The organism is Sphingobium sp. RS1 (assembly GCF_056156825.1).
On the sequence record NZ_JBLZXE010000002.1, the window covers coordinates 488,387 to 510,882 of the forward strand.

Genomic DNA, 22,496 nt, shown 5'->3' on the forward strand with positions numbered 1-22,496 from the left:
ATTTTCCGCGTTTTCCGAGTCAGCAGCTGTTCCACCTGCTTCGAAAACGCTTTATCGGCGATTTTCATGACCCCTCCCTGGCTTCTTCCCGCTTTCGTCCTGGCTCTGGGCTATCTGCTCGGCTCCATCCCCTTTGGCCTGTTGCTGACGCGCTTTACCGGTGCGGGCGACCTGCGGCAGATCGGGTCGGGCAATATCGGCGCTACCAATGTGCTGCGCACCGGGCGCAAGGGGCTGGCGGCGGCGACCTTGCTGCTGGACCTGCTCAAGGGCGTGGCGGCGGTTCTGATCGGCGCGGCACTGGTCGATGGCGGCGGGCCGATGGCCGGCGCGATGGCCTTTATCGGCCATTGCTATCCCGTCTGGCTGCGCTTTGCCGGGGGCAAGGGCGTGGCGACGATGATGGGCGTAGTGACGGCGCTGTACTGGCCAGCCGGGATCGTGTTCGCGCTGGTGTGGCTGGGCATGTTGTTCGGGACTAAATGGTCGTCGGTCGGCGGCATGTCGGCGGCGATCAGCGCGCCGGTGGGCATGTGGCTGTTCGGGCGGATCGATCTGGTACCGGTGTCACTGGCCATGGCGCTGATCCTGCTGTGGCGGCATCGCGCCAATATCGCGCGGCTGGCAAAGGGCGAGGAGCCGAAGATCGGCAAGGCCAAGGGCGCATCCCCGCAATGAGCGAGCGGGAGCGGTTCGACCGGCTACGGCTCATTCGCTCCCCCCGGATCGGTCCGGTCAGCTATCGGCAATTGCTCGCGCGGTTTGGGACGGCGGCGGAAGCGCTGCGCGCGATTCCCGATCTTGCTGCCCGTGGCGGTGGCAAGGCAAGCGTTGCCGATGCCGGTGCGGTGGAGCGGGAGATTGCCGCGTCACGGGCGCTGGGCGCGCACTATCTGTTGATGGGCGATGCCGATTATCCCGCGCTGCTGGACCAGATGGAAGGCGCGCCACCGGCGCTGATCGTGCGGGGCGACGGGGCGCTGGCGGCAAGGCCGTGCGTCGCGATGGTCGGCGCGCGCAACGCCTCGGCCGCCGCATGCCGTTTTGCGCGCAGTCTGGCGCAGGATCTGGGGCAGCGGGGCGCAGTGGTCGTGTCCGGCCTTGCGAGGGGCATCGATACGGAGGCGCATCGCGGGTCGATCGACAGCGGCACGATCGGCGTGATCGCGAGCGGGATCGACGTGGTGTTTCCGCCGGAGAACGAGGATTTGCAGGCGGAGGTTGCGGAACGGGGGCTGCTCGTTACCGAGCATCCGCCGGGCGTGCAGCCGCTCGCGCGGCATTTTCCGGCGCGCAACCGGATCATCGCGGGACTGGCGCTGGGAACCGTGGTGGTGGAGGCGGCGCCCAAGTCCGGTTCGCTCATCACCGCGCGGCTGGCCGGGGAAGCAGGGCGCGAGGTGATGGCGGTGCCGGGATCGCCGCTCGATCCGCGCGCGCAAGGCTGTAACTCGTTGATTCGCGAGGGCGCTATTCTGGTGCAGAATGGCGCGGATATCATGGAGGCGATCGGCGGCTTCGATCCCCGGATGGTGCGGCAGGGCAGCTTCGACTTCATCGGCGCGCCGGTGTCGAGCGATGTGGCAGAGCAGGAGCGGGCGACGGTGATCGCGCTGCTGGGGCCTGTGGCGGTCGCGGTGGACGAGATTATCCGTTTGTCCGGCCTGTCGCCGGCGGTGGTGCAGACGGTGCTGCTGGAACTGGAATTGGCGGGCGGACTGGAGCGGCAGGCGGGCGGACGGGTGAGTTTGATGTAAACGCTCACTCCCTAGACGTGATCAATCCCACCAGAAGAACCACCAATCCGATTCCAACAGTCCGGCTGCCAACGGCGCCAAGGTGTCGGTGCCCTGATAAACGATGTCCGCACAATAGAAGAACTGGTGGCGAGCAAGGGTCAATGCTTCTGCTCGTGTTTTCGGGCGGTTGGCAACTCGCATGTTGATCGTATCGCCGTTGATACCGATCAGTTCTGCGCCATAGCGGTCATGCCAATATCGCATAGCAGCAACATGGATTTCGGGAGAAGGACAGGCGTTCCAATTGCCCCACCGCAGATAGGCTGGCACCTCATAGGAGTTCGTCGTGGGTATGATCAGGATATGGACGCGCGCTAACGGCTTTCCCGTTAATATGTCACTGGCGATGGTGAAGCCCGGTTGCACATCTGTGGTCGAACTTGGCCACGCCCCCTCAGCTGGCATAAGGTCGTCTTCGGGGTCGCCACCATATTCATCATGCCAAAGCTGCTCGAATATTTCTGGCGTTTTGACGGCGCTTGAAGCGGCGATTATTTCATCAGGAGTTGGAGGCGAGTTTGCTGGAGCGTTGGCGGGTTGCGGAAAGACAGCAGCATCTTCCAGGCTAAACTGCTCGGCGATACGGTCGAGCGCTTCATCATCGCCGATGACCACAGGCCAGCCTTCGCCTGAATTCCGAAGGCGTGTCCACTCTGTGAGCGCTTTTTCTCCAGCTACCGTAACATATCGGTAGGGCAGGGCTACTCGCATCCTCTCTTGCATAGCGGATGCGGCATCAACAGGACTGGCATTGCCATCATTTGAAGCGGCGCGCGCATTTTGCCTGCTTCCATTCAGGAAACTCGTTGCCGCTGCCATCAACATGGCCAAAAAATTCCGCCGCATCATTCGCTGCTCCGCTAGGAACGAGTTTGTCGGGGGGAAACAATTCGTCATTGAAGCCATTTGTCAGACTGGCTTGACGCATCGGGTCTTTGCTCCCCACCTTACACGCACACGCGTAAGCAACTACTGGACGCACATGCAACTTGTCATTGTCGAATCGCCGGCCAAGGCGAAGACCATCGAGAAATATCTGGGCGGCGATTTCCATGTCCTCGCCAGCTATGGCCATATCCGCGACCTGCCGGCCAAGGACGGGTCGGTCGATCCCGATGCGGGCTTTGCGATGTCGTGGGAAAATTATGGCGACAAGGGCAAGCAGCTCAAGGCCATCGCCGATGAGGCGAAGAAGGCCAGCCGATTGATCCTGGCGACTGACCCTGATCGCGAAGGGGAAGCGATCAGCTGGCATGTGCAGGAAGTGCTGCGCGCCAAGAAGGCGCTGCCGCAGACGGTCGACCGGGTGACGTTCAACGCGATCACCAAGGCGGCGGTACTGGACGCGATGGCCAAGCCGCGCGCGCTGGACGAGGATCTGATCGACGCCTATCGGGCGCGCCGGGCGCTCGACTATCTGGTGGGGTTCACTTTGTCGCCGGTGCTGTGGCGCAAGCTGCCCGGCGCCAAGTCGGCGGGCCGCGTACAATCGGTCGCGTTGCGCCTGGTGGTGGAGCGCGAGCGCGAGATCGAAAGTTTCGTGCCGCAGGAATATTGGTCGGTCGCGGCCGAGATGGAGCAGGGCGGGCAGGGCTTTACCGCGCGCCTCGTCCGCTGGAAGGGCGAGAAGATCGACCGCCTGACCATCGGCAAGGAAGGCGATGCCATGGCGGCCAAGGCCGATGTGGAGGCGGGGCGCTTCACCGTCGACAAGGTCGATACGAAGCCGGTCAGCCGGAATCCTCCCGCGCCCTTCACCACCTCGACGCTGCAACAGGAAGCGGCGCGCAAGCTGGGCTTTTCCGCCAGTCACACGATGCGGATCGCGCAGCAACTCTACGAGGACGGCGCGATCACCTATATGCGTACCGATGGCGTGCAGATGGACGGCAGCGCCATCTCCGCCGCGCGCAAGGCGATCGCGGAGCGCTATGACGGCGGCTACCTGCCTGAAAAGCCGCGCCAATATCAGACCAAGGCCAAGAATGCGCAGGAAGCGCATGAAGCCATCCGTCCGACCGAGTTCGGCCGCGACAAGGTCGGCAGCGGCGATCATGCACGGCTCTATGACCTGATCTTCAAGCGCGCGCTGGCGAGCCAGATGGCGTCGGCGCGGCTGGAGCGGACGACGATCGATCTGGTCGACGGCACTGGCCAGCATGCGCTGCGCGCGACGGGTCAGGTCGTGATGTTCCCCGGCTTCCTCGCCCTGTACGAGGAAGGTCGCGACGATAGCGACGACGACGACAGCAAGATCCTGCCGCGCATGAGCGAGGGCGACGCGCCGGCCAAGAAGAAGGTGAGCGCCGAGCAGCATTTCACCCAGCCGCCGCCGCGCTATTCGGAAGCGTCGCTGGTCAAGAAGCTGGAGGAGCTGGGGATCGGGCGGCCTTCCACCTATGCATCGACATTGCAGGTCTTGAAGGACCGCGACTATGTGCGGGTGGAGAAGAACCGCTTCTTCGCCGAGGAAAGCGGGCGGCTGGTCACGGCCTTCCTGGAGCGTTTCTTCGAGCGCTATGTCTCCTATGACTTCACCGCCGGGCTTGAGGACGAGCTGGACGATATCAGCGGCGGCCGAGCGCAGTGGCAGGAAGTGCTGGAAGCCTTCTGGAAGGATTTCAAGCCCAAGACTGCCGAGATCATGGAACAGAAGCCGTCCGACATCACGGCGGAGCTGGACAAGTTTCTGGAGCCGATGCTGTTCCCGCCCAAGGCCGACGGCAGCAATCCGCGCGCCTGCCCGATGTGTGGCGACGGGCAATTGTCGCTGCGCGGCGGTCGCTTTGGGGCGTTCATCGCCTGCTCCAATTATCCCGAGTGCAAATATACCCGCAAGTTCGGCCAGCCGGGCGGCAGCGATGGCGCCGATACCGGGCCGGAAATACTGGGCCAGCATCCCGAGACCGGGCAGGATATTGTGAAGAAGTCCGGTCGTTTTGGTCCCTATATCGAGATGGGCGAGGGCAAGGAGGCCAAGCGCGGGTCGATCCCGAAGGATCTGCCCGACGGCGAAATGACGCTCGACTGGGCGATCAAGCTGCTGAGCCTGCCGCGTGAAGTCGGTCTGCACCCGGAAACGGGCAAGCCGATCGTGGCCAATATCGGGCGCTTTGGCCCCTATCTGCTGCATGACGGCAAATATGGCCGGCTGTCATCGACGTCGGAGATTTTCGAGGTCGGCATGAACATGGCTGTCGTCAAGCTGGCCGAGGCGGCGAACCGGGGCGGTCGGTCTAGCGGCGGGCGCGAGCCGCTGAAGATCCTGGGCGCGCATCCGCGGACCGAGGCCGAGATCAAGCTGATGGAGGGCCGCTATGGTGCCTATGTTACCGACGGCACGACCAATGCGACGCTGCCCAAGACGGTCGACAAGGACCAGTTGACGCTGGAGGAAGCGGCGCAGCTGATCGACGCCCGCGCCGCCGCTGCGCCGACGAAGAAGGGCAAGAAGGCGCCGGCGAAAAAGAAGGCTGCGCCCAAGAAGGATGCGGCTGAAAAGAAGCCTGCGGCCAAGAAGGCCCCGGCGAAGAAGGCAGCGCCCAAGAAGAAGGCTGAGGCGGCCGAATAAGCTGGACGCTCAGGCGGCGCGGCGCACCTGGTTGCGACCGCCCGTCTTGGCGGCATACATGGCGAGGTCAGCCAGATGCAGGCTGGCCTCGATCGGTTGGGTCGGCTCCGACGCGCTGAGGCCGATGCTGGCCGTGACGCGGACCGTGCCGCCTGTTGGCGCGCGGACCCGCAGCGTCTGGATCGATATGCGAACACGTTCGGCGCGCCGTTCGGCCTGATCCTCGTCATAGTCGATCAGGCAGGCGGCAAATTCCTCGCCGCCCAGCCGTCCGCACAGATCGGTGGGGCGCAGGGCTTCCCCGATCGCGGTCGCCACCGCATGCAGCACGGCGTCGCCGGTCTGATGGCCATGATCGTCGTTGAAGCGCTTGAAATGATCGATGTCGATCAGCAGGTACCAGTTGCCCGGCTGGCGATGGACCTGCCCGGCCCGGTCGAAAAAGGCGTTGCGGCTGAGTAGGCCGGTCAGCCCGTCAATCTGGGCCAGCCGGGCCAGTTCGGCCACGCGCAATTCCAGTTCCTGCCGCAACCGGCGGTTCTCCTCGCCCTGGCGGACGAGGAGGACGCAGACGGGCGTCGAGATGCTGCCCGAACAGAAGATGCCGACGCCGAAATAGCGCAGCGGGATGAACATGCCGGGGATGGCCGACACGATCACCATGATGATGATCGTACCGAAAACGGAGATGCCCACGGCGAAGGCGATTTTCTGTTTCGGTCCCATGGAACGGGGCCGTAACGAGACAAGGTAAAGAATGGATTTACCCTGTCTTCCTTACCGCTACCCTCCCGATCGTCATTCCACCCAGTCGAGGCCGATATCGCGATAGATTCCGCGATCATCCTCCCAATCTTCCTTCACCTTGACGTGAAGGTAGAGATGGACCTTTACGCCCAAAAGGCTGGCCAGTTCGGCGCGAGCCTTCGACCCGATTTCCTTGAGGCGTTGCCCGCCCTTGCCCAGCACGATGGCGCGCTGGGTCGGGCGGCCGACCAGGATCTGCTGGTGGATTTCGACCGAGCCGTCGTCGCGTTCCTTATACTGCTCCGTGTCGACCGCGGCGGCATAGGGGAGTTCGGCGTGGAGCTGGTGATAAAGCTGCTCGCGGGTGATTTCCGCCGCCAGCATCCGGTCGGTGGCGTCCGACACCTGATCTTCGGGGAAGTGCCACGGCCCTTGCGGCATGGCGTTCGCGAAGGCGGTCTTGAGTTCGGGCAGGCCATCGCCGGTCGCGGCTGAGACGAAATAGATTTCATCGAAACCCAATTGGTCGTTCAGCTTTTCCGTGTGGACCAGCAGCCGTTCCTTGGTGGCGATGTCCACCTTGTTGATGATCAGCCATTTGCGTTCGCTGCGATGCTTGAGCGCTTCGACGATCGGCTCCAGTTTGGGGCCAAGGCCCGCCTTGCCGTCGATCACCATGGCGATGAGGTCCGCGCCCTGTGCGCCGCCCCAGGCCGCCTGCACCATGGCGCGGTCCAGCCGCCGCTTGGGTGCGAAGACGCCGGGCGTGTCGACCAGCACCAGTTGCGCATCGCCCTCGATCGCGACGCCCATGACGCGGGTGCGGGTGGTCTGCGCCTTGGGGCTGGTGATCGCCACCTTCTGCCCCACAAGTGCGTTCACCAGCGTCGATTTGCCCGCATTGGGCGCGCCGACGATGGCGATGACGCCGCAGCGCTGGTTATCCATATCAACCGTCAAATTCATTCCATCCATTCACAACGCATAGCGGGCCTGCAATTGCAGACCTGCCTCATAACATAAAATCAGATTTAGCCCGCCAGTTTCTCCAGCAGGGCCTTGGCCGCTGCCGTTTCGGCTTCCTGCTTGGACCCGCCGGTCGCACTGGCTTCGCCGGCGCCCTTGATCGAGACGGTCACGGTGAAGCGCAGCGCATGGTGCGGACCGGAGCGGTCGGTCAGGACATATTCGGGTGGCTTGCGCTTATTGGCCGCAGCCCATTCCTGAAGATAGGATTTGGGATGGCGAGGGGCGCTGGTCTGGGTGTCGACCCGGTCAGCCCAGAGGCGGCGTACGAGTGCGCGGGCCTCTTCCAGCCCGCCTTCCAGATAAAGGGCGCCGATCAGCGCCTCCATCACGTCGCCCAGCACATTGTCGCTGTTGGCGGCGCCGTCGTCGCGCGCCTGCTTGCCCAGAACCAGATGTTTGGGCACGCCGGCACCGCGCGCAACTTCGGCGCAGGTTTCGCCCGATACCAATGCGTTGAAGCGGCGGGACAGCTTGCCTTCCGGCTCCTCCGCAAAGCGTTCGAACAGCCATTCGCCGATCAGCAGGCCAAGGATGCGGTCGCCGAGGAACTCCAGCCGTTCATAATTGACGGCCTTGGCGCTGCCATGGGTCAGCGCCTGTTCGAAGGTCGCAGGATTTTGCGGCGCGCGGCCGATAAGTTCGCTAAGCCAGCCGGCGGTGTCAGGCGCATGAACGGTCAGCTTCAAAAGCCTTCCCCGATCCGGCTCCAGCGCGCGGCGGTGAACCAGGTCCATGGCAATAGCCAATTGGCGCTGCCGTCGGTCGAGAAGACGGAGATCATCGCCTTGCCCACCAGATTTTCTTCGGGGACGAGGCCAATGCCGCCGCCTTCGACGGCGGGGAAGCGGCTGTCGGCGCTGCGATCACGATTGTCGCCCATCATGAAGAGATGGCCCTGCGGCACCAGCACGGTGTCGCGGTCGTCGGCCGCGCCATCGGGCAGCAGATCGAGGACATTGTAGCTCTTTCCGCCGGGCAGCGTCTCGCGGAACTGCGGGTAGCGACACTGCTTGCCACCACCGGGCGCGGCTTCCTCGAAATCGGGGCGATAGCAGGGCGAGGGGGCGCCTTCCCTGGCGGAAGCGTCGATCATGTTCTGCGTCACCGGAATGACGAGATCGGCGACCTTCTGCTTCGGAATGGCCTGACCGTTCAGATAGACAGTCCCGCCGCGCACGGCGACCATGTCGCCCGGCAGGCCGATGACGCGCTTGATATAGTCGTTCTTCTGGTTCGGCGGCGCCTTGAACACCACCACGTCGCCGCGTTCGGGCGTGGAGGCGAGGATGCGGCCGGGGATCAGCGGGATGCTGAACGGCAGCGAGTAGCGCGAATAGCCATAGGGCCATTTAGCGACCAGCAGATAGTCGCCGATCAGCAGGCGCGGCTGCATCGATTCCGACGGAATGTTGAACGGCGATATGATGAAGCTGCGCAGGATGAAGACGAACAGCCCGAGCTTGGCGAGAAACCAGAGAAAGTCCCGCGTTTCCGATTTGGCAGTCATGGAGTGTCGTCTGATCCCTTGATGGAGCCGATAAAGCGGCCGTGGCGGCTTTTGGAGCCTGGGGCGGAGCGCGTCAAGCAGTCCTTGGATTTGTAAAGCATTGGGCAAAGCGCGCCGCTTTCGGCTAAGCATAGCGGGAATCGACCGGTGCAGCGTCGATATCGACCAACGTCATAGAGGAAATTGCATGACCAGCCCTGCACTGGCGTCCATCGCCGCGCTCCCGCAAGCCGATCTCAAGTCGATTTTCACGACCGATCCCGATCGCCTGTCCAAGCTGGTGCTGAGCCAGGGACCGATCCGGTTCGACTGGTCCAAGACCCATCTGACCGACGATGTGCTAACGCAGTTTCTGACGCTGGCGCAGGAACAGGATTTCGCTGGCTGGCGCGATGCGCTGTTTGCGGGGCAGGCGGTCAACAACAGCGAAGGCCGCGCGGCGGAACATCCCGCCGAACGGGGCGAGGGTAATGCCGACAGCGTCGCCCATGCCAAGATGCTGCACAACCGGATGCGCGGCCTGATCGACGCGATCGAGGCAGGTGCGCTGGGCGAGGTGCGCCATGTCCTGCATATCGGCATCGGCGGGTCGGCGCTTGGCCCCAAGCTGATCGTCGATGCGCTGGACGGCGATGGCGTGCGCTATGACGTGGCGATCGTGTCCAATGTCGACGGCACCGCGCTGGAGCGGGCGATCGCGGATTTCGACCCGCACACGACGCTGATCGCGATCGCGTCCAAGACCTTCACCACCAGCGAGACGATGCTGAACGCGGCGAGTGCGATCAACTGGATGGTCGAAGCGGGCGTGGACGATCCCTATGGCAAGGTGATCGCGCTGACCGCCGCGCCCCAAAAGGCGATGGAATGGGGCGTCGATGAAACCCGCATCCTGCCTTTTGCCGAAAGCGTGGGCGGGCGGTATTCGCTCTGGTCCTCGATCGGCTTCCCCGCCGCGATGGCGCTGGGCTGGGATGCGTTCGAGAGCCTGCTGGAGGGCGCGGCGGCGATGGATCGCCATTTCCGCCTGTCCGCCCCGGCCGAAAATGCGCCGCTGATCGCGGCCTTTGTCGACCAATATTATGCGCGCGTGCTGGGCTATCAGACCCGCGCCCTCTTTGCCTATGACGAGCGGCTGGCGCTGCTGCCCTCCTATCTTCAGCAGCTGGAGATGGAGAGCAACGGCAAGAGCGTGACCCGCGACAATGAACCGGTCGTCGGGCCGAGCGCGCCGATCACCTGGGGCGGGGTGGGCACCGATGCGCAGCATGCGGTGTTCCAGTTGCTGCATCAGGGCACGGTCGTGTCGCCGGTGGAGTTCATCGCCTCGATCGAGCCGGGCCATGTGCTCGACCCGGCGCATCATCGCGCGCTGCTGGTCAATTGCTTCGCGCAGGGCGCGGCGCTGCTGCGCGGCAAGGAGAATGCGGATGATCCGGCGCGGGCCTATCCCGGCAACCGGCCGTCCACGACGATCCTGCTGGACGATGTCACGCCCGAGGCGCTGGGCGCGCTGATCGCTTTCTACGAGCATCGCACCTTCGCCAATGCGGTGCTGATGGGGATCAATCCGTTCGACCAGTTCGGCGTCGAGCTGGGCAAGGAGATTGCCAAGTCGATCGAGGCCAATGGGCCTACCGGTTTCGATCCGTCGACCATGGCGCTGATCGACCTCGCGCTGGGCGGGGAGTAACCCAACATCCGTTCGTTTCGAGCGAAGTCGAGAAACGTGGGCACAGTGCTACCCGCTTCTCGGCAAGCTCGAAGCGAACGGAGGTGGTTTGGCTACCAGCAACAAGATTCCCATTTGTAACTCCGGGCCCTAGCCGCCATATCCCGCCTCAATAATCGGAGGCCAGGCATGAGCGAGTTTGATTTCGACCTTTTCGTCATCGGTGCAGGATCGGGCGGCGTACGCGCTTCCCGCGTCGCGGCGGCGCATGGCGCGAAGGTCGCGGTGGCCGAGGAATTTCGGGTCGGCGGCACCTGCGTCATTCGCGGCTGCGTGCCCAAGAAGCTGCTCATCTATGGTGCGCATTTCGCCGAGGATCTGAAGGACGCACGCCGCTTTGGCTGGGACGTGCCGGAATGCGGCTTTGAATGGACCACGTTGCGTGACAATGTGCTGGCCGATGTCGATAGGCTGGAGGGCCTTTATGGCAATACGCTGAGCAGCCACAAGGTCGAGGTGATCCGCGAGCGGGCGACCATCACCGGGCCGCATGGCATCAGGCTGGCGAGCGGGCGCGAGGTGACGGCCAAGGTCATTCTGGTCGCGACCGGCGCCTGGCCGGTGGTGCCGGACGTGGATGGCGCCGAACATGGCATCACCAGCAACGAAGTCTTCCATCTGGACGAATGCCCCAAGCGGATCGTGATCGTCGGCGGCGGCTATATCGCCAATGAATTTGCCGGCATCTTCCACCAGTTCGGCAGCCATGTGACGATGGTCAATCGCGGCAGCGACCTGCTGCGCGGCTACGATGCGCAGATCCGCGACCGGCTGCTACAGATCAGCATGACCAAGGGGATCAATTTCCGCTTCAATGCGAAGATGGAGCGGATCGAGAAGAATGAGGACGGCACGCTGTGCGTCCATTTCAAGGATGGCGATCCGGTCGCGGCCGACGTGGTGCTGTTTGCGACGGGGCGGCGGCCGCTGACCGACGGGCTGGGGCTGGAAACGGCCGGGGTGGACCTGACCGAGAAGGGCGCGATCAAGGTCGATGACTATAGCCAGACCACATGCGAGAGCATCTATGCCGTGGGCGATGTTACCGACCGGCTGCAACTGACACCGGTGGCGATCCGCGAGGGGCATGCCTTTGCCGACACGGTATTCGGGGGCAACAAGCGCAAGGTGGATTATGGCTGCGTCCCCTCCGCCGTGTTCAGTCATCCGCCGCTGGCGGGCGTGGGCCTGACCGAGGCGGAGGCCAAGAACCAATATGGCACGGTGAAGGTCTATACGTCCGATTTCCGGCCGATGAAGAATGTGCTGGCGGGCCGGGAGGAACGGGCGCTCTACAAGATGGTGGTGGACGCGACGACCGACAGGGTGGTCGGGCTGCACATGATCGGGCCGGATGCGCCGGAGATATTGCAGGCCGCCGCGATTGCGGTGAAGGCGGGGCTGACCAAGCAGGATTTCGACGACACGGTCGCGCTGCATCCCAGCATGGCGGAAGAGCTGGTGCTGTTGAAGTAAGCTAAAATCCGTTCGTTTCGAGCATAGTCGAGAAACGAGAAGCGTAGCGCTGGCCGCTTCTCGACTGCGCTCGAAGCGAACGGCTTTTGGTTATGCGGCAGCCACCAACGTCACCACCAGCGCGTCGCGCCAGGCGGGGGCGGCGGGATCGACGGGGTGGATTTCCGTGACGCCGTGCAGGATGCGATGATCGTCGATCAGCATCGTGTCGGCCGGGTCGGTCAGGGTGAATTCGCCCAGCGCCGTGCCGTCGGGGGCGCCGATGCGGGTGACGCCTTCGCGGACATTGCGGCGTTCGACCAGCATCACCAGCACATGATCGACGCCGTCGCGGTGCATGCCTTCGGGCGTGGGGCGGCCCTGCTCGTCGGGTTTCGCCTCGATCCGGAACTGGTGCATTTCGACATGCCACTTGCCCTTGGCGGAGGGATCGAAGCTGTCGGCGCAGAAGGCGAAGATGGAACGGAGTACGGGGCTGTCGACCGTGGCGTCCTCGACCGGATCGAACCAGCGCTGCACATCGCCGTTGAGCGGGTTATAGTCGCGGCTCTGATAATGGGGCTGGTGCGGCTTGCGGGTAAAGCGGCCCTGTTCCAGCGCGAAGGCTGCGTGGCGACGGCGGCGGTAGCGGCCGCCATCGGCCATGTAGAGATCGGGGCCGAGATCGTTCCAGCTTTGCGCGAAGGCCGCCCAGTCGGGCTCGGCAATGTCCAGCCGGTCGAACATGGTCGCGCCGGACAGGCGGGCATAGCCGTCCGTCAAAAGGGCGTCTTCGATTCTGGAAAGGCTGTCCGTGTCGCTCATCATCATTCCTCTAGTGGAGGCAGGAGACGAGCGACAGGGCCAGTTTCCGCAAGGCGGATTGTGGGCCATTCGTCATTGCGAGCGCAGCGAAGCAATCCAATGTCACTCCGATGGATTGCTTCGCTACGCTCGCAATGACGTGTATATTTACGCGATCGTCGGCACCATGCCGCCTTCGACCCGCAGGGCGGCGCCATTGGTGGCGGCGGCGAGGGGGCTGGCGAGATAGGCGACCATGGCGCCGACCTCATCCGCTTCGATCAGCCGCTTGATGAGCGAGAGCGGGCGGAGCTTCGTGAAGAACTCGGCTTCGCGTTCCGCTTCGGGCGCGTCCTTGTTATCCACCACGGAGCGGATGAAATCGACAATCCCTTCCGAACGGGTCGGGCCGGGGAGCACGCTGTTCACGGTGACGCCGGTGCCGCGCGTATGTTCGGCAAGGCCGCGCGAAATGGACAGTTGGGCCGACTTGGTCATGCCGTAATGGATCATCTCGGCGGGCGGCAGCAGGCCGCTTTCGCTGGCGATGAAGATCACGCGACCCCAGTTGTTTTCCAGCATCTTCGGGAAATAATGGCGCGAGAGGCGGGCGCCACTGACGACGTTGACTTCGAACAGATGGTGCCAGTCCGCGTCGCTGATGTCGGCGAAATCCTTGGCTTCGTAGATGCCCAGATTGTTGACGAGGATGTCGGTCGCGGGGACGGCGGCGATGAGCGCGGCGGCCCCTTCCGCCGTGGCAGGATCAGCGAGGACGGCGTTGACCGGCAGGCCGATTTCCGCCGCAGCGGCGTCCAGCTTGGCCTGGTTACGGCCGGTGATGGTGACGGCGACGCCCTCCTGCGCGAGGCGCCTGGCGATGGCGAGGCCGATGCCGGCGGTCGATCCGGTGACGATGGCGCTCTTGCCAGTGAGTTTCATGTCCATGGGTGTTTCCCTTTCCAGTGAGACAGCGAGTTGGACAGGTAGATAGATATTTGCGTATTGATGATTAGAGGGAATGACATCACTTCAGAAGTGAATTGAAATCATGGATAACCGCTTCGGCGACGTCGAGAATTTCCTGATGGTGGCAGGCGCAGGCAGCTTTGCCGCCGCCGCCAAGGCGCTGCGCCTGACCCCATCGGCGGTGAGCCGGTCGATCGCGCGGCTGGAGCAGCGGCTGGGCGTGGCGCTGGTGCGGCGCACTACAAGGTCGCTGGCGCTGACGCGCGAGGGGCAGGCCTATCATGACCGGATGATCGCGATATTGGGCGACATGTATGAGGCCGAGAACAGCCTGCGAACCGAAGGGCAGGGGCCGCGCGGGCTGCTGCGGATCAACGCCTCGCCATCCTTCGGCATGGAATATCTGATCCCGATCCTGCCGCAGTTCGGGGCACTCCATCCGGCGGTGACGGTGGACCTGACGCTGACCGACGAGATTGTCGATCTGGTCGAGGAACGCGCGGACATCGCCATTCGCATCGGGCCGCTGCGCGATACCAGCCTGCGCGCCAAGAAGCTGGGGCATAGCCGAATGTTACTGGTGGCCAGCCCCGATTATCTGGCGCGGCGCGGGACGCCCGCGACACCCGACGATCTGGATGCGCATGACTGCCTGCGCTTCAGCTTCCGCCGGTCGGTGGATAGCTGGCCGTTTCGTGTGAAGGGGAAACTGGTGCAGCGGCCGGTGCAGGGGCGCTTCTTTGGCAATTCGGGCGAGGTGGTGCGGCAGATGGCGGTCGCGGGCGCCGGCATTGCGCGGCACGGGCGGTTCCATGTTGCGCGCGACCTGCGCGAAGGGCGTTTGGTGGAGGTACTGGCGGATCATAACGCCGGCGATGGCGAGGATATTCACGCGCTTTATGCGGCGGAGGACCGGGCGGCGGCGCGGGTGCGGGCTTTTCTCGACTTTCTGGACGAGGCGATGGTGATCGAGGGGTGACGCTCGGCTTGCCATAGTGAGGGGCTATGGCGAGGCATGATAATCATATTTTACCGCATGGGCGCATGTCGGCAATGACGCCATTGCCAGATTGTCAAATCCGGCTATATCAGAATAAATATTCTATTATGGAGGGGGAGGGCATGTTGACACGCCGTCAGTTCGGGAAAGCGTTGGGCGGATCGGCGGCTTTGTTGTCCGGCCCGGCATGGGCTGCCCCCTTCCGTACGATACCGCAGCGCGCCTCCGCCCGCGTTATCGTGGACAATGATTTTTCGGGCGACCCGGACGGGCTGGTGGCGCTGGCGCACCAGTTGCTGACGCCCAAGACGCGCACGGTGCTGTGCACGTCATCGGCGCTGGACCGCAAGCTGGTCGGCAGCGTGCCGCCGGATCGTTCCGCTGCGGTTGGCAAGGATATCGCGCTGGAACTGATCCGGCGGGCGAAGATAAGCGACGCGCCGCCGGTGGAGGCCGGGTCCGAACGGCTCAACCTGGATGAACCCGAGGCAAGTCTGGCGGCGAAGGCGATCGTGACGGAGGCGATGCGCGACGACAAGTTGCCGCTCTATATCACTTGCGGCGGGCCGCTGACCAATGTCGCGGCGGCGATCCGGCTGAAACCGGAGATCGCCGGGCGGATGACGTTGATCTGGATCGGTGGCGGGCGCTATCCGCAGGGGGGATGGGAATATAATCTGTCGGCCGATCTGGCGGCGGCGCGGATCGTGATCGAGGAGTCGGCGATCCCGATCTGGCAGATACCGCAGAACGCCTATCGCCAGATGCAGTTTTCCGTCGCGGAATTGCAGGATCGGATGCGGCCGATTTCGGACTTCGGGGGCTGGCTGTACGACAAGTTCACGACGCCGCCTGCCTTTGTCGATGTCGGCGGAAGCTGGCCGCTGGGGGACAGCCCGACCGTTTTGCTGAGCGCCATTTCCGGGGAAAGCAGCCAATATGTCGATCGCCCGGCGCTGCGGATCAAGCCGGATGGCAGCTATGGCGACCCGGTCGGCAAAGGGCGGATGGTGCGCGTCTATGAAATGCTGGACGCACGCCTGACCTTCGAGGATTTCCTGTCGCTGATGCGGATGCACGCGGCGAAGGGGTGAGCGGGGGCGTGCTCATCCAGATGTAGCGCCCCCGGCTTCTCGACTTCGCTCGAAGCGAACGGACTTGGAGTGAGGGGCTATCCCTACCCAATCCAGTAGGGCACGATCTGGCGATTGTCGGGATCGACATGGATGGGGCGGTCGGCGGGGGGGAAGGCGCGCTGGTCGCAGCTCTGCCGGGGACAGAGGCGGCAGGTGATGCCGATCGGCGTGGCTGCGCCTTCCTCGGCCAGATGCAGGCCGTCGGCATAGACGAAGTTCGCCGCATGGGCGGTTTCGCAGCCCAGCACCACGGCATAGCGGCGCGGGGTGCGCTTGTAGCTGCCCGAGGGCTTTACCAGCCCTTTCGCCATGGAGACATAGCGGACGCCGTCGGGGGTTTCGCCCAGTTGGACGTTGATGCGGTCGGGTACGGCGACGGCCTCATGCACGTTCCAGAGCGGGCAGGCGCCGCCGAAGCGGGCGAATTGCAGGCGGGTGGCGCTGTGGCGTTTCGTTATATTGCCGGCCATGTCGACGCGGCAGAAGAAGAAGGGGATGCCGCGCAGGCCGGGGCGCTGGAGCGTGGAGAGGCGGTGGCAGGCCTGTTCGAAGCTGACGCCGAAGGTGCGCGCAATCCGGTCGATATCATGACGCATGGTGCGGGCGGCTTCGCGAAAGGCGGCGTAGGGGAGGAGTAGTGCGCCGGCGGCATAATTGCCAAGGCCGATCGCCAGCAAGCGGTCGGCGCCGGGGACGGGCAGGGCGGCCTTCTTCACCACGTCGGCGATCACCGCCTGCCCCTCCAGCATCATCAATTGATGCGCGAGCATGAATTTGCGGCTTTCGGTCGGCAGGGCGGCGTTGATGAACAGCTTGCGTTCCGAGGCGCGATAGGCGCGCAGCGCGCTGTCCGGCGTGTCGGCGATCAGCGTTTCGATGCCGTGGCGGCGGGCGAGAGCCTCCACCAGCATGCCTTCGTCCAGCACCTGTCCCTGGGTGAAGCTTTCCGCCATCTCCTCGGCCAGGCAGTCGAGCGTGTGGACATAATTGCCGGCTTCGTGGAACCAGTCGCGCGCGGCTTCCCATGGCAGGCGGGCCTGCACTTCATGATCGTTGGCGATCGCCTCCTCGATCATGTTGATGCGTTCGTTGGCGCGCATATGGGCGTTGTAGAGATCGACATAGCGCGCCGCGAATTCAGGGAATTGCAGATGCAGCTTCTCTATCCGTTCCGGCTCCATCTGGTTGCCGGGCAGTTCGGGATGGGCGAGCGCATAGGTGAAGGCGCCCAGAAGCTGTTCCTCCTCGCGGCTGTCGAAGCTGGCCCAGTCGGTCGGGAAGGCGCTGGCGAGCGCGGCCTTGACCTTGGCGGTCAGGGGGCGATCGTCATTTTCCATCTGCGAAAGATAGGATACGGATATGCCCAGTGCCTGCGCCATCGTCGCCTGATCCATCCGATGATCCAGACGAAGCTGGCGCAGGCGAGGACCTGCGAAGATGCGGTTGCCGCGTGCCATATGTTTTCTGCCTTCCCTCTGCGCCACGCACCGCTTTGCTAAGGCTGTGATGGTGACGCAAAGATGGACCTTAATTGCGAAGTCGCGATTTGCAAATTAGCAAATTTACATTTGCGAACTTTGCATGAGGCTGGGTAGGGGAGTGGCATAACAACCGTTCGCCTGAACCGGAGAGAAGCCTTACATGTCGAAGCTCGCCATCATCGAACAGCTGGAAGCCAAGCGCGAAGCCGCGCGGATGGGCGGCGGCCAGCGCCGGATCGACGCGCAGCATGCCAAGGGCAAGCTGACCGCGCGCGAACGGCTGAACGTGCTGCTGGACGAGGACAGCTTTGAAGAGCTGGACATGTATGTCGAGCATAATTGCATCGATTTCGGCATGGACGAGCAGCATATTCCGGGCGACGGCGTCGTTACCGGATCGGGCACGGTCAACGGCCGGCTGGTGTTCGTATTCAGCCAGGATTTCACCGTCTATGGCGGCGCGGTGTCGGAACGGCACGCGATGAAGATCTGCAAGATCATGGATATGGCGCTGAAGGTCGGCGCGCCGGTGATCGGGCTGAATGACTCGGGCGGTGCGCGTATTCAGGAAGGTGTCGCCTCGCTGGGCGGCTATGCGGAGATTTTCCAGCGCAATGTGCTGGCTTCGGGCGTGGTGCCGCAGATCAGCGTGATCATGGGGCCGTGCGCGGGCGGTGCGGTTTACTCGCCGGCGATGACCGACTTCATCTTCATGGTGAAGGATTCGAGCTTCATGTTCGTGACCGGGCCGGACGTGGTCAAGACCGTCACCAACGAGGTGGTGACGCAGGAGGAACTGGGCGGCGCAGTAACGCATACGACCAAGTCGGGCGTGGCGGACGTGGCGTTCGACAATGATATCGAGGCGCTGCTGGCCGTGCGCGATTTCGTGGACTTCCTGCCGGCTTCCAACAAGGAACCGGTGCCGGAGCGGCCGAGCGCGGACCCGTGGGACCGGATCGAGGACAGCCTGGACACGGTCATCCCCGCCAACGCCAACCAGCCCTATGACATGCACGAAGTCATCCGCAAGGTGGTGGACGAGGGCGATTTCTTCGAGGTGCAGCCCGCCCATGCCGGCAATATCCTCTGCGGTTTCGGCCGGATCGAGGGCAAGACCGTGGGCATCATCGCCAATCAGCCGATGGTGCTGGCGGGCGTGCTGGACATCAATTCGTCCAAGAAGGCCGGGCGGTTCGTGCGCTTCTGCGATGCGTTCGAGATTCCGATCGTGACCTTTGTCGACGTGCCGGGCTTCCTGCCGGGTACCGCGCAGGAGCATAGCGGCATCATCAAGCATGGCGCCAAGCTGCTGTTCGCCTATGCCGAGGCGACCGTGCCGAAGATCACCGTCATCACCCGCAAGGCTTATGGCGGCGCCTATGACGTCATGTCGTCCAAGCATCTGCGCGGCGACCTCAACTATGCCTGGCCGACCGCCGAGATCGCGGTGATGGGGGCCAAGGGCGCGGTCGAGATCATCTTCCGCGGCAAGACGCCGGAAGAGATTGCGCAGAAGACGGCTGAGTATGAAACGCGCTTCGCCAACCCCTTCGTGGCGGCGAGCAAGGGCTTCATCGATGAGGTGATCCAGCCGCATTCGACGCGCAAGCGGATCGCGCTGGGCCTGCGCAAGCTCAAGAACAAGGCGCTGGAAAACCCCTGGAAGAAGCACGACAATATTCCGCTGTGACGGCCTGAAAGGTCGTCATCCCAGCGAAGGCTGGGATCTTGGGCGGCTCGTCTGGTCTGTTAAGGCATAAGATCCCAGCCTTCGCTGGGATGACATAATAGGTGAAGCCATGAAACTCGGCCGTCTCAACCATATCGGCATCGCCACGCCTTCGCTGGAGGCGAGCCTGGCCTATTATCGCGACGTCATGGGCGCGACGCTGACGCACGAACCCTTCGACCTGCCAGCGCAGGGCGTGAAGGTGTGCTTCGTCGATACGCCGGGCGAGCATGGCCCGAATGGACCAACGGCGGGCACGCAGATAGAACTGATCGAGCCGCTGGGCGAGAACAGCCCGATCCACGGTTTCATCGCGAAGAACCCGGCCGGCGGGCAGCATCATATGTGCTATGAAGTGCCCGATATCATGGAAGCGAAAGCCTGGTTCGAGGGACTGGGCAAGAAGATACTGGGCGAACCGCGCATCGGCGCCCATGGCACGCCGATCTTCTTCGTCCACCCCAGGGACATGAACGGGGTGCTGACCGAGATCATGGAGACGCCGAAGGGCGCTGCGCATTAACGCCTCTCCCGCAAGCGGGAGAGGATATGAAGCCTTGGCGGCTTGCCCGCCTAGGCGAAGTTGGTGAGGGGATGGGTAGCGAAAGACCCTCGCCACTGCGACTAAGGCCCGCTGTGCGGTCCTAAGTCTCGTTGCCTCTCCCGCTTGCGGGAGGGGGTAGAAGCTGGGGTAGAGCAAAGATGACCGACAAGCCGACATTGGACCAGTGGGCCGCCGCTGCCGCCAAGGAAGTGAAGGGCAAGGATCTGAACTGGGATACCCCGGAAGGTATCACGGTAAAGCCGCTTTACACGGCCGATGACGTCAGCGTCGATCCGGGCCTGCCGGGTTTTGCGCCGTTCACGCGCGGCGTGCGCGCCTCCATGTATGCGGGACGCCCCTGGATGAGAACGGCGGAGCAATATTCGACCACGGTAGCGGCGGGATAGTCCTGCTGCGGGCGGCGTAAAAGTCGTCCACCTTGAAGCCTTTCTGCCGAGTCAGGGAGGTGTGGGGATCTACAGCGTGGAACTTTATCTTCAGGTCCGTCTGGCTTGCGCGGATGGCATGAGCCAACGGGCGGCGGCGAAGCGTTTCAATGTGTCGCGCGAAACGGTACGCAAGATGCTGTCGTTTTCATCGCCGCCGGGTTACCGGCGCCAGTCCGTACCGCAGCGCCCGAAGCTGGACGGGTTTGTGGCGATCATTGATGGATGGCTTGAGGGTGACCGCAGTGTCCCGCGCAAGCAACGCCATACGGCGAAGCGGGTATTCGACCGTTTGCGCACCGAGCATGGTTTCACCGGCGGCTATACGATCATCAAGGATTACATCCGGGAGCGCGAACAGCGCAGCCGGGAGATGTTCGTGCCGCTGGCGCACCCTGCGGGAGATGCGCAGGCCGATTTCGGGGAAGCGCTGGTGGAGATCGGCGGGGTGGAGCAGAAGGCCTACTTCTTCGCGCTCGATCTGCCGCACAGTGATGCCTGCTATGTGCGGGCCTATCCGGCGGCGGTGGCGGAGGCCTGGGTGGACGGACACGTGCATGCCTTCGCGTTTTTCGGCGCGGTACCGCGCTCGATCGTCTATGACAACGATCGCTGCCTTGTGACGAAGATCCTGCCCGACGGCACGCGGCAGCGTGCCACGCTGTTCAGCGCTTTCCTGTCACATTACGTGATCCGCGACCGCTATGCTCGCCCGGGCAAGGGGAACGAGAAAGGCAATGTGGAGGGGCTGGTAGGCTATTGCCGGCGCAACTTCATGGTGCCGATCCCGAAGTTCCCGACCTGGGAGGCGTTCAACCTGTGGCTGGAGGAGCAATGCCGCAAGCGCCAGCAGGACAAGGTGCGCGGGCAGAGCGAGACGATCGGTGAGCGGCTGCAGCGCGATCTCGCGGCCATGCAGCCTCTGCCCGCTACACCCTTCGAGGCCTGCGATCAGAAAGGCGGGCGGGTCTCCTCGCAATCCCTGGTGCGCTACAGGACCAACGATTATTCGGTTCCGGTGGCCTGGGGCCATCAGGAGGTCTGGATCAGGGCCTATGTCGATGAGGTGGTGATCGGCTGCCGCAGCGAAGTCATCGCCCGTCATCCTCGTTGCTATGCCCGCGAGGAGGTTGTCTTCGACCCGCTCCATTATCTCCCGCTGATCGAGCAGAAGATCAACGCATTCGACCAGGCTGCGCCTTTGCAGGGCTGGGACCTGCCCGAAGCGTTCACGACACTGCAGCGGTTGATGGAAGGGCGCATGCACAAACATGGCAGGCGCGAATATGTGCAGGTACTGCGCCTGCTGGAAACGTTCACCCTCGCCGATCTCCAGGCGGCGGTCGAACAGGCCATCGATCTTGGCGCCATCGGCTTCGATGCCGTCAAGCACCTCGTCCTGTGCCGGATCGAACGCGTACCGCCCAGGCTGGACCTGGACGTCTATCCCTTCCTGCCACGCACCACGGTCGAGAAGACCTTTGCCAGAGCCTATCTGAGCCTGCTCTCCGACCGGCAGGAGGCCGCATGAGCGATCAGGCCCCGGAGATCCTTCTCGCTCACCATCTCAAGGCGCTCAAGCTGCCTACGTGCCTGCGTGAGCATCACAATCTCTCGCGGCAATGTGCCGCTGAAGGCGTCGATCATATCCGCTTCCTCGCCCGCCTCGTCGAGATGGAAATGATCGACAGGGAGCGTCGCATGGTCGAGCGGCGCATCAAGGCCGCGCGCTTCCCCGCCGTCAAAAGCCTCGACAGCTTCGACTTCGCCGCCATCCCCAGGCTCAACAAGATGCAGGTGCTCGAGATGGCGCGCTGCGAGTGGATCGAGCGGCGTGAGAACGCCATCGCTCTGGGGCCATCAGGCACCGGAAAGACGCACGTAGCGTTGGGGCTCGGACTGGCAGCATGCCAGAAAGGACTGTCGGTGGGCTTCACCACCGCGGCAGCGCTGGTCAGCGAAATGATGGAGGCCCGCGACGAGCGCCGTCTTCTGCGCTTCCAGAAGCAGATGGCCGGATACAAGCTGCTCATCATCGACGAACTGGGCTTTGTGCCGCTCTCCAAGACCGGCGCCGAACTGTTGTTCGAGCTGATCTCCCAGCGTTACGAACGCGGCTCCACCTTCATCACCAGCAACCTGCCCTTCGACGAATGGACCGAAACCTTCGGATCTGAGCGTCTCACAGGCGCGCTCCTCGATCGCCTGACCCATCACGTCAGCATCCTCGAGATGAACGGCGAAAGCTATCGCCTCGCGCACAGCCGGGCCCGCAAGGCCAAAACCAGACCCTGAAAATTACACCAATGCCGGGGGGAGTGGCCCTCGGGCTACGCCCTCACGCCACTCCCCCCGGCATGTAACACGATGGCCTGGTTTTACGCCGCCGAATGGCCGACTTTTGCTCCGCCGTTGACAGGCGTTGTGCGGCTTTCGGGCGATGATCGCGACATGGTCGCGGAGCCGATCGGCGATATGCATTTGGTGCGGCGTAAGCGGGGGGAGCGGTCCGTCATGAGAGCGTCCCGGCACGGCCGTCATCCA

General features: G+C 63.6%; 19 protein-coding genes and 1 pseudogene. 12 read left to right on the forward strand and 8 right to left on the reverse strand.

Going from position 1 to position 22,496, the window contains the following annotated elements; translation table 11 throughout:
• The first annotated feature begins 66 nt into the window (after positions 1-66).
• Positions 67-678 (forward strand): glycerol-3-phosphate 1-O-acyltransferase PlsY, encoded by a 612-nt coding sequence (plsY, locus tag ACNHGR_RS04010; RefSeq protein WP_475284210.1) that lies wholly within the window; start codon positions 67-69, stop codon positions 676-678.
• Positions 675-1,757, forward strand: coding sequence for a DNA-processing protein DprA (gene dprA, locus ACNHGR_RS04015; protein WP_475284211.1), 1,083 nt, complete (start codon positions 675-677; stop codon positions 1,755-1,757). The genes plsY and dprA overlap by 4 nt, the downstream gene beginning before the upstream one ends.
• A 21-nt stretch (positions 1,758-1,778) precedes the next feature.
• On the opposite strand, the gene ACNHGR_RS04020 is transcribed toward dprA, so the two are convergent.
• A complete protein-coding gene (locus ACNHGR_RS04020) occupies positions 1,779-2,648 on the reverse strand; it encodes a DUF4253 domain-containing protein (protein WP_475284212.1) in 870 nt (289 codons plus the stop codon).
• Positions 2,649-2,781: 133 nt separating this feature from the next.
• Here ACNHGR_RS04020 and topA point away from each other — a divergent pair, with 133 nt between their 5' ends.
• Complete coding sequence (gene topA, locus ACNHGR_RS04025) at positions 2,782-5,370, forward strand: type I DNA topoisomerase (RefSeq protein WP_475284213.1); 2,589 nt, start codon at positions 2,782-2,784, stop codon at positions 5,368-5,370.
• 9 nt (positions 5,371-5,379) lie between these two features.
• Here the strand turns inward: topA and ACNHGR_RS04030 are convergent, their stop codons facing one another.
• The 4 genes from ACNHGR_RS04030 to lepB form a co-directional block, all read right to left on the reverse strand.
• A complete protein-coding gene (locus ACNHGR_RS04030) occupies positions 5,380-6,096 on the reverse strand; it encodes a GGDEF domain-containing protein (protein WP_475284214.1) in 717 nt (238 codons plus the stop codon).
• Between the two features lie 72 nt (positions 6,097-6,168).
• A complete protein-coding gene (gene era / locus ACNHGR_RS04035) occupies positions 6,169-7,065 on the reverse strand; it encodes a GTPase Era (protein ID WP_475288315.1) in 897 nt (298 codons plus the stop codon).
• Positions 7,066-7,148: 83 nt separating this feature from the next.
• Complete coding sequence (rnc, locus tag ACNHGR_RS04040) at positions 7,149-7,880, reverse strand: ribonuclease III (protein ID WP_475284215.1); 732 nt, start codon at positions 7,878-7,880, stop codon at positions 7,149-7,151.
• Positions 7,829-8,653: a signal peptidase I gene (lepB, locus tag ACNHGR_RS04045; RefSeq protein WP_475284216.1), complete on the reverse strand. Its 825-nt coding sequence runs from the start codon at positions 8,651-8,653 to the stop codon at positions 7,829-7,831. The genes rnc and lepB overlap by 52 nt, the downstream gene beginning before the upstream one ends.
• 187 nt (positions 8,654-8,840) lie before the next feature.
• Between lepB and pgi the strand changes: the two genes are divergently transcribed.
• Together pgi and gor are read left to right on the forward strand one after the other, a co-directional pair.
• A complete protein-coding gene (gene pgi, locus ACNHGR_RS04050; RefSeq protein ID WP_475284217.1) occupies positions 8,841-10,346 on the forward strand; it encodes a glucose-6-phosphate isomerase in 1,506 nt (501 codons plus the stop codon).
• Between the two features lie 168 nt (positions 10,347-10,514).
• Positions 10,515-11,861, forward strand: coding sequence for a glutathione-disulfide reductase (gene gor / locus ACNHGR_RS04055; protein WP_475284218.1), 1,347 nt, complete (start codon positions 10,515-10,517; stop codon positions 11,859-11,861).
• A 90-nt stretch (positions 11,862-11,951) separates the two neighbouring features.
• On the opposite strand, the gene ACNHGR_RS04060 is transcribed toward gor, so the two are convergent.
• Both ACNHGR_RS04060 and ACNHGR_RS04065 read right to left on the reverse strand, forming a co-directional pair.
• A complete protein-coding gene (locus ACNHGR_RS04060; protein ID WP_475284219.1) occupies positions 11,952-12,665 on the reverse strand; it encodes a 2OG-Fe dioxygenase family protein in 714 nt (237 codons plus the stop codon).
• Positions 12,666-12,812: 147 nt separating this feature from the next.
• Positions 12,813-13,592, reverse strand: coding sequence for an SDR family NAD(P)-dependent oxidoreductase (locus tag ACNHGR_RS04065; RefSeq protein ID WP_475284220.1), 780 nt, complete (start codon positions 13,590-13,592; stop codon positions 12,813-12,815).
• Positions 13,593-13,695: 103 nt separating this feature from the next.
• On the opposite strand from ACNHGR_RS04065, the gene ACNHGR_RS04070 reads away from it, so the two are divergent.
• The gene (locus tag ACNHGR_RS04070) at positions 13,696-14,592 is read left to right on the forward strand and encodes a LysR substrate-binding domain-containing protein (protein WP_475284221.1); all 897 of its coding nucleotides are present in this window, start codon (positions 13,696-13,698) and stop codon (positions 14,590-14,592) included.
• A gap of 143 nt (positions 14,593-14,735) precedes the next feature.
• On the forward strand, positions 14,736-15,707 hold the full coding sequence (locus tag ACNHGR_RS04075; RefSeq protein ID WP_475284222.1) for a nucleoside hydrolase: 972 nt from the start codon (positions 14,736-14,738) through the stop codon (positions 15,705-15,707).
• Between the two features lie 83 nt (positions 15,708-15,790).
• Here the strand turns inward: ACNHGR_RS04075 and ACNHGR_RS04080 are convergent, their stop codons facing one another.
• Entirely contained in the window at positions 15,791-17,206 is a 1,416-nt protein-coding gene (locus ACNHGR_RS04080; protein WP_184264862.1) for a helix-turn-helix transcriptional regulator, read from the reverse strand.
• A gap of 184 nt (positions 17,207-17,390) precedes the next feature.
• Here ACNHGR_RS04080 and ACNHGR_RS04085 point away from each other — a divergent pair, with 184 nt between their 5' ends.
• From ACNHGR_RS04085 to istB, 5 genes and pseudogenes are all read left to right on the forward strand, one after another.
• On the forward strand, positions 17,391-18,923 hold the full coding sequence (locus ACNHGR_RS04085; protein ID WP_475284223.1) for an acyl-CoA carboxylase subunit beta: 1,533 nt from the start codon (positions 17,391-17,393) through the stop codon (positions 18,921-18,923).
• A gap of 109 nt (positions 18,924-19,032) precedes the next feature.
• Positions 19,033-19,485 carry a methylmalonyl-CoA epimerase gene (mce, locus tag ACNHGR_RS04090; RefSeq protein ID WP_475284224.1) on the forward strand — a complete coding sequence of 151 codons (453 nt, stop codon included), beginning with the start codon at positions 19,033-19,035 and terminating at the stop codon, positions 19,483-19,485.
• Between the two features lie 179 nt (positions 19,486-19,664).
• Positions 19,665-19,892, forward strand: a pseudogene (locus ACNHGR_RS04095) (methylmalonyl-CoA mutase family protein); the annotation flags it as partial.
• Between the two features lie 97 nt (positions 19,893-19,989).
• The gene (gene istA, locus ACNHGR_RS04100) at positions 19,990-21,483 is read left to right on the forward strand and encodes an IS21 family transposase (RefSeq protein WP_011950768.1); all 1,494 of its coding nucleotides are present in this window, start codon (positions 19,990-19,992) and stop codon (positions 21,481-21,483) included.
• Positions 21,480-22,247: an IS21-like element ISSsp5 family helper ATPase IstB gene (gene istB / locus ACNHGR_RS04105; protein ID WP_063142326.1), complete on the forward strand. Its 768-nt coding sequence runs from the start codon at positions 21,480-21,482 to the stop codon at positions 22,245-22,247. The genes istA and istB overlap by 4 nt, the downstream gene beginning before the upstream one ends.
• The last annotated feature ends 249 nt before the right edge of the window (positions 22,248-22,496 follow it).